The organism is uncultured Stenotrophomonas sp. (assembly GCF_963519925.1).
GTDB lineage: Bacteria > Pseudomonadota > Gammaproteobacteria > Xanthomonadales > Xanthomonadaceae > Stenotrophomonas > Stenotrophomonas maltophilia_AE.
Window position 1 is genome coordinate 1 of record NZ_CAUQPH010000147.1, and the last position, 8,499, is coordinate 8,499.

At 67.8% G+C, this 8,499-nt stretch carries 9 protein-coding genes and 1 pseudogene; 1 reads left to right on the forward strand and 9 read right to left on the reverse strand.

All coding sequences use genetic code 11. The annotated features are described in order from the left end of the window. The 6 genes and pseudogenes from RWO33_RS17420 to RWO33_RS17445 form a co-directional block, all read right to left on the reverse strand. Positions 1 to 223, reverse strand: a pseudogene (locus tag RWO33_RS17420) (1-deoxy-D-xylulose-5-phosphate reductoisomerase); the annotation flags it as partial. Positions 224 to 225: 2 nt separating this feature from the next. Beyond that, entirely contained in the window at positions 226 to 1,050 is an 825-nt protein-coding gene (locus tag RWO33_RS17425; protein ID WP_145478148.1) for a phosphatidate cytidylyltransferase, read from the reverse strand. Then, positions 1,047 to 1,817, reverse strand: a complete 771-nt coding sequence (gene uppS, locus RWO33_RS17430; RefSeq protein WP_145478147.1) for a polyprenyl diphosphate synthase — start codon at positions 1,815 to 1,817, stop codon at positions 1,047 to 1,049. The genes RWO33_RS17425 and uppS overlap by 4 nt, the downstream gene beginning before the upstream one ends. 5 nt (positions 1,818 to 1,822) lie before the next feature. Next, the gene (gene frr, locus RWO33_RS17435; RefSeq protein ID WP_145478146.1) at positions 1,823 to 2,377 is read right to left on the reverse strand and encodes a ribosome recycling factor; all 555 of its coding nucleotides are present in this window, start codon (positions 2,375 to 2,377) and stop codon (positions 1,823 to 1,825) included. A gap of 92 nt (positions 2,378 to 2,469) precedes the next feature. Further along, positions 2,470 to 3,198: a UMP kinase gene (gene pyrH, locus RWO33_RS17440; protein WP_145478145.1), complete on the reverse strand. Its 729-nt coding sequence runs from the start codon at positions 3,196 to 3,198 to the stop codon at positions 2,470 to 2,472. Positions 3,199 to 3,322: 124 nt separating this feature from the next. After that, positions 3,323 to 4,822 carry a GGDEF domain-containing protein gene (locus tag RWO33_RS17445; protein WP_314106449.1) on the reverse strand — a complete coding sequence of 500 codons (1,500 nt, stop codon included), beginning with the start codon at positions 4,820 to 4,822 and terminating at the stop codon, positions 3,323 to 3,325. A 209-nt stretch (positions 4,823 to 5,031) separates the two neighbouring features. Here RWO33_RS17445 and RWO33_RS17450 point away from each other — a divergent pair, with 209 nt between their 5' ends. After that, positions 5,032 to 5,727 carry an AIM24 family protein gene (locus RWO33_RS17450; RefSeq protein ID WP_145478143.1) on the forward strand — a complete coding sequence of 232 codons (696 nt, stop codon included), beginning with the start codon at positions 5,032 to 5,034 and terminating at the stop codon, positions 5,725 to 5,727. Between the two features lie 70 nt (positions 5,728 to 5,797). Here RWO33_RS17450 and tsf read toward each other — a convergent pair whose 3' ends face one another. The 3 genes from tsf to RWO33_RS17465 form a co-directional block, all read right to left on the reverse strand. Beyond that, entirely contained in the window at positions 5,798 to 6,679 is an 882-nt protein-coding gene (gene tsf, locus RWO33_RS17455) for a translation elongation factor Ts (protein ID WP_314106451.1), read from the reverse strand. Positions 6,680 to 6,805: 126 nt separating this feature from the next. Beyond that, positions 6,806 to 7,612 (reverse strand): 30S ribosomal protein S2, encoded by an 807-nt coding sequence (gene rpsB / locus RWO33_RS17460; RefSeq protein WP_145478141.1) that lies wholly within the window; start codon positions 7,610 to 7,612, stop codon positions 6,806 to 6,808. A gap of 212 nt (positions 7,613 to 7,824) precedes the next feature. Then, positions 7,825 to 8,499: fimbria/pilus periplasmic chaperone (locus RWO33_RS17465; RefSeq protein ID WP_314106453.1), on the reverse strand; the 675-nt coding region annotated here is incomplete at its 5' end.

An 8,499-nucleotide genomic window follows, 5' to 3' on the forward strand; every position in this document is an offset into this window, starting at 1 on the left:
GGCCGTCGCGCAGCGCGGCGTAGTGGCGTTCATCGGCGATCACCGCGTGCAGCGGGCGATGCGCCACGCACAGGGCCAGCAGGGCCTGCACCTGGCTGCCGGCGGCCAGCACGGTGGCGCGGTAACGGTCCGGGTGGCGGGCGATGACGTCCAGTGCGGACGCGCCGATCGAGCCGGTGGCACCGAAGACGGCAACCCGGCGGAGGGAAGGGGTGCTGTGCATGCTCAGAACCCGAAGATTTCCTTGCCCAGCGCGAACACCGGCAGCGCGGCCAGCACGCCGTCGATGCGGTCCAGCACGCCGCCGTGGCCCGGGATGATGTGGCCCGAGTCCTTGGCGCCGGCATGGCGCTTGAGCAGGCTCTCGTACAGATCGCCCAGTACCGAGGCGAAGACGCTGGCGACGGCGGTGATGACCAGGCCGACCACGTGCCCGCTGCCCACCCCGGCGATCCAGCCGAACAGCAGCGCGACCAGCACGCCGGCCAACATGCCCCCTGCCAGGCCTTCCCACGTCTTGTTCGGGCTGATCCGCGGCGCCAGCTTGGTGCGGCCCAGGCTGCGCCCGGCGAAGTACGCGCCGGAGTCGGCGGCCCAGACCAGGGCCAGCGCGGTCAGCAGCCACAGGTGGCCGTTATCGCCGCTGGCATGGATCAGCACCAGCGACGCCCACGCGGGGACGATCGCCAGGCTGCCGGCCAGCAGCTTGAGCGAACGCGCCGGGCTGCCCGGTTCGGCGCCGAAGGAGAAGAAGCGCAGCCACACCAGCGCCAGCAGCCACCAGCCGATGCCGACCAGCGCGGCGATCTGGTACAGCACCCGCGAGCCGGCGTCGGCCCACACGATGAGCACCATCAGCACCAGGTTCAGCACCAGCAGCACGGTGCGCGCCAGGGTGTCTTCCACGTCGGCCAGCTTCAGCCATTCCCACAGCCCGATCAGGAACACGGCGGCAGCGGCGGCGGCCAGCCACTGGGTCGGCAGCAGCAGGATGGCCGCGATGGCGAGCGGCGCCATGATCAGCGCGGCGATGACTCGGGTCTTGGTCATGGGGTGGAGGTCTCGGTGGCCAGGGCGGCGATCTGGGCGCTGGTCAGGCCGAAGCGGCGTTCACGTGCAGCGTAGGCGTCCAGCGCCTGCTGCAGGATGGCGGCGTCGAACTCGGGCCACAGCACCTCGGTGAACCACAGTTCGGTATAGGCCAGCTGCCACAGCAGGAAGTTGCTGACGCGGGTGTCGCCGCCGGTGCGGATGAACAGGTCCGGCGCCGGCAGGTCGGCCAGGGCGACGCGGCTGCCGAGCAGCGCTTCGTCGATCTGCTCGGGCAGCAGGCGACCGGCCGCGACCTCGGCGGCCAGTTCGCGTGCAGCGCGGGCGATGTCCTGGCGGCCGCCGTAGCTGGCGGCAATGCTCAGGGTCATGCGGGTGTTGCCGGCGGTGCGTTGCTCGGCCAGCTGCATGCGGCTGACCAGCCCGGCACCGAAACGCTCGCGTTCGCCGATGAAGCGCACGCGCACGCCGCGCCGGTGGAGCTCGTCCACCTCGCGGTCGAGGGCATTGAGGAACAGCTTCATCAGCGCGTCGACTTCGTCGCTGGGCCGGCCCCAGTTTTCACTGGAGAAGGCGAACAGCGTGAGCGCGGCGATGCCGCGCTCCAGGCAGAAATCGATGGTGCGGTTCACCGCGCGCGCGCCGGCGCGATGGCCGATCACGCGCGGACGGCGACGCTTCTGTGCCCAGCGCCCGTTGCCATCCATGATGATGGCAACGTGGCGGGGCACGGCGGCACTGGAGCTGCTGGTCGGGGCCTGTGTCATGTGGCTCAGACCGACATCAGTTCCTTCACCTTGTCGGCAACGACAGCGTCGATGTCCTTGCTCGACTTGTCGGTCAGCTTCTGGATGTCGTCTTCGCCACGCTTCTTGTCGTCTTCAGTGATCGCCTTGTCCTTGAACAGGGTAGCGACCGACTTGTTGGCGCTTTCGCGGATCTTGCGGATGGCGACCTTGGCGCCTTCGCCTTCCTGCTGCACCTGCTTGGCAAGCTCCCTGCGACGCTCTTCGGTCGGCGGCGGGAGGTTGACGCGGATCGTGGTGCCCATGGTGTTGGGCGTCAGCTCGGCGTTGTAGAGACCCTTTTCGATCTCCTTGATCATGCTCTTGTCGAACGGCGTGATCGCCAGCGAGTGGGCGTCCGGATTTGAAACGTTCGCCACCTGGTTCAGCGGGGTGTTCGGATTGCCGTAGGCGTTCACCGTGACCCGGTCCAGCAGCGCCGGCGAGGCACGTCCGGTGCGGATGGAAGTGAGGGTGTGCTTCAGAGCATCGATGCTCTTGGCCATGCGCGTCTGCGCGTCCTGCTTGATATCGTTGAGCATCGCCCGAATCCTGGATGTCACTGGGAATCGGGCGATTATAGGCGAAATCCGGTGAACCCCGCCCGGTCGCGACCGGCGGGGCGGGAAGTGCCTCAGCCGGCGTCGCGGCCCCGGACCAGGGTGCCGATGTTCTCGCCGTGCAGGATCTTCAGCAGTTCGCCCGGCTGGCCCATGTCGAACACGCGCAGTGGCAGGTCGCTGTCGCGGGCCAGCGCGAACGCGGCGGTATCCATCACTTCCAGGCCGCGGCGGATCACCTCGTCGTAGCTCAGGCTGTCGAAACGGACCGCGTCGCTGTACTTGTTCGGGTCCTTGTCGTACACGCCGTCGACCTTGGTGGCCTTGAGCAGCAGGTCGGCGCCGATTTCGATGGCGCGCAGCGCCGCACCGGAGTCGGTGGTGAAGAACGGGCTGCCGACGCCGGCGGCGAAGATCACCAGGCGGCCCTTTTCCAGGTGGCGGATGGCACGGCGGCGGATGTAGTCTTCGCACACGTCGTTGATCTTGATCGCGCTCATCACGCGGGCCTTGGCGCCCAGCTTCTCCAGCGCGTCCTGCATGGCCAGGGCGTTGATCACGGTGGCCAGCATGCCCATCTGGTCGCCGGTGACCCGGTCCATGCCGCCCGCGGCCAGGCCGGCGCCGCGGAAGATGTTGCCGCCGCCGATCACCAGTGCCACTTCCGCGCCGGCCTGCTGGGCCTCGATCACTTCACGCGCCAGCCGGTTGATGACCTTGGGGTCGATGCCATAGTCCTCGTCTCCCATCAGCGCCTCCCCGGAAACTTTCAGCAGGATGCGGCGATAGGTGAGATTTGACATGGTGGCCTCTGGATGCGTGGAAAACGCGGAAATTCTACTGGAACCGGGGGCGCTCGGCGCGGAATTTCTGCTGCGCTGCGGCGAAGGCCCGCCAGGACGCCCCGCCGCCGGTTCCTGACTCCATTCAGGCCGGCGTCGTCGTTGGCGAACGCGCGATCACCCGGTTGCGCCCCAGGTTCTTGGAACGGTAGAGCACATCGTCGGCCGCCTTCAACAGGTCCTGAACATCGGCAAAACGCTCATACCCGCCCTGGGTAGCCACGCCGGCGGAGAAGGTGACGAACAGTGGCCCGCTGTCCACCTCGGCCATCGGCGTGTTGACGATGCTGGCTAGCACCCGGCGCACCACTTCCAGCGCCACCGGCTCGGTGGTGTTGGGCAGCAGGGCGATGAACTCCTCGCCGCCGAACCGGGCCACCGTGTCGCTGTTGCGCAGGTGCTCCTGCAGCTTGCCGGCGAACGCGCGCAGCACCTGGTCGCCGAGCAGGTGGCCGTGGGCGTCGTTGATTTTCTTGAAATCGTCCAGGTCGATGAAGGCCACCGACAACGGCCAGCCATGCCGGGTCGCGCGCAGGAACTCCTGTTCCAGCACCGCCTCGAGCTGGCGGCGGTTGAGCACCCCGGTGAGCGCATCGCGGTGGGCCTGCTCGGCCAGGCGGTTGGCGCGGGCCTCGAACTCGTCGGCGCGCTGCCGGGCCAGGGCGGCGTCCTGCATTTCACGCAGGTTGCGCAGGGTGGCCAGCTCCTGGGCATGGTCGATCAGCTGCTGTACCCGCGATGGCGAAATCAGCGTGGTCTCGAACAGCGCACTGATCTCCGGCAGCGCCTCTCCGATCCGCGCCAGCACCTGGTCAAACTGCGCGCTGTCCAGGTTGAGGGTCTCGTGGACCCGCTGCAGGGCGTGCTCTCGAGCCGCATCCGCATCGGCGCTGAGCCAGATATCGGCCACCGCGCCGGACAGCGCCACGCAGGCCTGGAACGTGTCCTCCGGGGTCGCCGGGGCTTCGCTGTGCGCGATAGCCTCGACCAGGTAGCGCGGCAGGTCCCACTGCTCGGCCATCCAGGCGCCGACCTCGGCATGGGTGCAGTCCAGCTGTTCGCGCTCCAGCGCCAGCAGCTGGTCGTTGTCGCCGGCCTGGCGCAGCAGCGGCAGGTAGCGCTCCGGCTCGCTCTGCGCCAGTACCAGCACGCCGATATCCTGCAGCAGTCCGGCCAGCATCAGTTCCTCGGCCTTGCGCAGGCCGCGGGCCTGACCCAGCAGGCTGGCCGCCAGTGCGCTGAGAATGCTGCGCCGCCAGGCGCGCGCGCGCGCGTCCTGGTCCTGGCCCGGCGCGCTGAGGTTCTGGGTGACGGTGAAGCCCAGCGCCAGGCTGATGGTGGCATTCAACCCCAGCATGGTCAGCGCCTGGCCCAGGTTCTCGATCCGGCGGCGGCTGGCATACAGCGGCGAATTGGCGATGCGCAGCATGCGCGCGCTCAGCGCCATGTCAATGGCGATGACGTCGGCGGCGGTGGTGATGTCGGTTTCCGGGTCCTGCGCCAGTTCGATGATGCGCAGGGCAATACCGGGCGGCGAGGGCAGGTTGCGGCAGAGCGCCAGGACGGCTGTCAGCTCGGGAGGCATGATGGGAATACTGAGGTGATGTGGCAAGAATACATGGAGTACGTCACAGTTTTGAGTGTCCGCTCTTGCGTTCGGGTGGCGCGGGGCAGTGGCGTCTTTGGTACCACATCCGCCACCGGATGGGCGAGTGCCACCTGCCGGGCCGCGTGCTGCGCAGCCTGGCGCGGCACGGGTACCATTCGCCTTCCCTCAGAAAAGGATGTAGTCACATGGCGGTGAAAACGCTCAGCGAGTTCCTCTCCAGCACGCGCGAAAAAGACCTGGCTGCCGATGCGTTCGAGCTGGAAAGCCCGCACCTGCTGGAAGTCCGCGTGGACGGCCGGGTCTGGGCCAAGGCGGGCGCGATGGTGGCACGCCTGGGGGCGGTGAAGTTCACCCGCCAGGGGCTGCTGGAGCAGGGCCTGGGCACGCTGCTGAAGAAGATGGTCAGCGGCGAGGGTCTGCAGTTGATGAAGATCGAAGGGAAGGGCCGGGCCTACCTGGCCGACGCCGGCAAGCAGGTGACCCTGCTGCGGCTGGCCGGCGAGTCGATCTTCGTCAACGGCAACGATGTGCTGGCCTTCGAGGACGGGATCGAATCGAAGATCACGATGATGCGCCGGGTGGCCGGCATGCTCTCCGGCGGCCTGTTCAACATGCGCCTGAGCGGGCACGGCATCGTGGCGATCACCTCGCACTACGAGCCGCTGACCCTGCCGGTAACCGCGCAGGGCGGGCCGGTGTTCACCGACCCGAACGCGACGGTGGCCTGGTCCGGTTCGCTCACCCCGGACATCGTCACCGACATGACCCTGGGCACGCTGGTCGGCCGTGGTTCGGGCGAGACCCTGCAGCTGAAGTTCGCCGGCGAGGGCTGGGTGGTAGTGCAGCCGTACGAGGAAGTGACCTTCCAGGCGAAGGGCTGAGGCCTGCGCCATGCACAAAAAAAGCCCGGCGTGCGCCGGGCTTTTTCGTTTCATCGCCTGGGGCGATGGATCAGGCCAGGCCGGCCTGCTTCATCACTTCGGCGGCGTAGTCTTCCTGCACCTTCTCGATGCCTTCGCCCACGATCAGCAGCTGGAAGCCAGCAACGTCGGCGTTGGCAGCCTTGACCACCTGCTCGACGGTCTTGTCGCCGTCCAGCACATAGCTCTGGCCGTACAGGGTCACTTCGCTGACGATCTTGTTGATCTTGCCGCTGATGATCTTTTCCAGGATGTCGGCCGGCTTGGACTTGTCCTTTTCGGACATCTTGGCCAGTTCGATTTCCTTTTCCTTCGCCACGAAGTCGGCCGGCACATCGCCCGCCTTGTTGTGCGGCGGCTTCAGCGCGGCAACGTGCATCGCCAGGCCACGGGCCAGTTCGGTGTCGCCGCCGATCAGGTCGACCAGCACGCCGATCTTGCCGTTGGTGTGCACGTAGGCGCCGATGTTGCCGGTGGTGTCGACCTTGACCAGGCGACGGATCTGGATGTTTTCACCCAGCTTCTGCACCGCCAGGGCGCGGGCTTCTTCCACGGTCTGGCCGTCGGCCAGCGCGGCGGTCTTCAGCACCTCGACGTCAGCGGCGTCCGATGCCAGCGCGGCAGCGGCGACGGCGTCGACGAACGACTTGAAGTTGGTGTCGTTGGCGACGAAGTCGGTTTCCGAGTTGACTTCGACCAGCACGGCCTTGCCGCCGTTCTGGGCCAGGCCCACGCGGCCTTCGGCGGCGACGCGGTCGGCCTTCTTGTCAGCCTTGGCCGCACCCGACTTGCGCATCGCTTCTGCGGCGGCGTCGATGTTGCCATTGGCTTCGGTGAGTGCCTTCTTGCACTCCATCATGCCGGCGCCGGTGCGCTCGCGCAGTTCCTTGACCAGGGAAGCAGTGATTTCCACGGGAATTCCTCACGAAAGAAAGGGGTTGGGCCGGCATGTTGGCCGGCCCATGTGACACGGTCCTGTCATCGCGCCATCGGCAGCGGACAGGAGCGGTGGGCGCCGGGCGCCCACCGCGGGCCTGGATCAGGCCTGGGCTTCGCCCTTGTCGGCAGCAGCCTTCTTGGCCGGAGCGCGGCGGGCCGGCTTGGCTTCGTCGGCAGCGGCGGCGTCGGCGAAGTCTTCTTCACGGACGGTGGCAGCGTGCGGGGCGGCAGCCTTGCCTTCCAGCACGGCGTCGGCAGCGGCGCGGGCGTACAGCTGCACCGCGCGGATGGCGTCGTCGTTGCCCGGGATGGCGTAATCGACCAGTTCCGGGTTGTAGTTGGTGTCGACCACCGCGATCACCGGGATGCCGAGCTTCTTGGCTTCCTTGATGGCGATGTCTTCGTGGCCGATGTCGATCACGAAGATCGCGTCCGGCAGGCGGTTCATGTCCTTGATGCCACCCAGCGAGGCTTCCAGCTTGTCGCGCTCACGACGCAGGCCCAGCACTTCGTGCTTGACCAGCTTGTCGAAGGTGCCGTCGGTTTCGCCGGCTTCCAGTTCCTTCAGGCGGGCAACCGACTGCTTCACGGTACGGAAGTTGGTCAGGGTGCCGCCCAGCCAACGCTGGTTCATGAACGGCATGCCGCAACGCTCGGCTTCTTCGCGGATCGACTCGCGGGCGCTGCGCTTGGTGCCCAGGAACAGGATGGTGCCGCGCTTCTGCGCGATGCTGGAAATGAAGTTCATCGCGTCATTGAAGAGCGGAACGGTCTTTTCCAGGTTGATGATGTGGATCTTGCCGCGGGCGCCGAAAATGTACTGGCCCATCTTCGGGTTCCAGTAACGGGTCTGGTGGCCGAAGTGGACGCCGGCTTCCAGCATCTGACGCATGGTGACCTGGGGCATTGCAATACTCCTGATAGGGAACCGGCCGCCACGAATGATTGAGGGCGGTCCGCCGCAAGGCGGGAGGTTCCGGGGTTTGGCTTCCCTGTCGCTTCCGTGTCCGAACTCCTTGCGGAGCACCCCGGCACGGATGAGGGCGGCAGGTGTGTATTCACCGGTGACGTCCGGTGTTGACGGTTCCTGGCGCACGGGGCGCCGAGGGATCCGGTCGATTATAGCCCGGTGGGCGTCCCGGTTGCAATTGAAGGGGTCAGCGGGTCCAGCAGGCGTGACGCCTGGTCGCCGACGCGGGCGCTGAAACGCCCGTCGCGGTAGGCCGCGGCCGGGCCGGGCAGGATCCAGTGCCGGGTCTGGCCTGCCAGCACGTAGCCGGCCAGGCCGGGCAGGAGTGTCCGCGCCTGGCCGCTGGCGGCGATCCACGCCAGGTCGGCGAGGCGGGCGTGTCGGCCACCGGCATTATGCAGCTCCAGTACCGCCGTATCGCCGTCCTCGCGCAGTCGCACCGCCAGTGCCGGTCCCCGCGCGGGGGCGGTGCCGGCCACGAAAACCGGCAGCGACAGCTGTACCGGCGGGTTGTCGGCACCCGCGCGCAGGATCAGCCGGTAGCCCTGTTCGGCGGAAGGGGCGGGGCCGGGACGCACCAGCCGCACCCGCTGCCGTCCATGCGGCGGCAGCTGCAGGTCGGCCGGGCTCACCACCAGGTGCGTGGCCGGCTGCAGACGCTCCTCGTCCGGTCCCTGTTCCCAGGCGTACAGGCGGGCCTGGCCCCCCCACGGCAGCGCGCTCTCGTTGTACAACCAGAGCTCGGCATGCGCCTGCCCTGGCGCCAGGTCCACCCGCAGCGGCGACACCTCCAGCGCCCGCGCCGGGCCGCCCAGCAGCAGCGC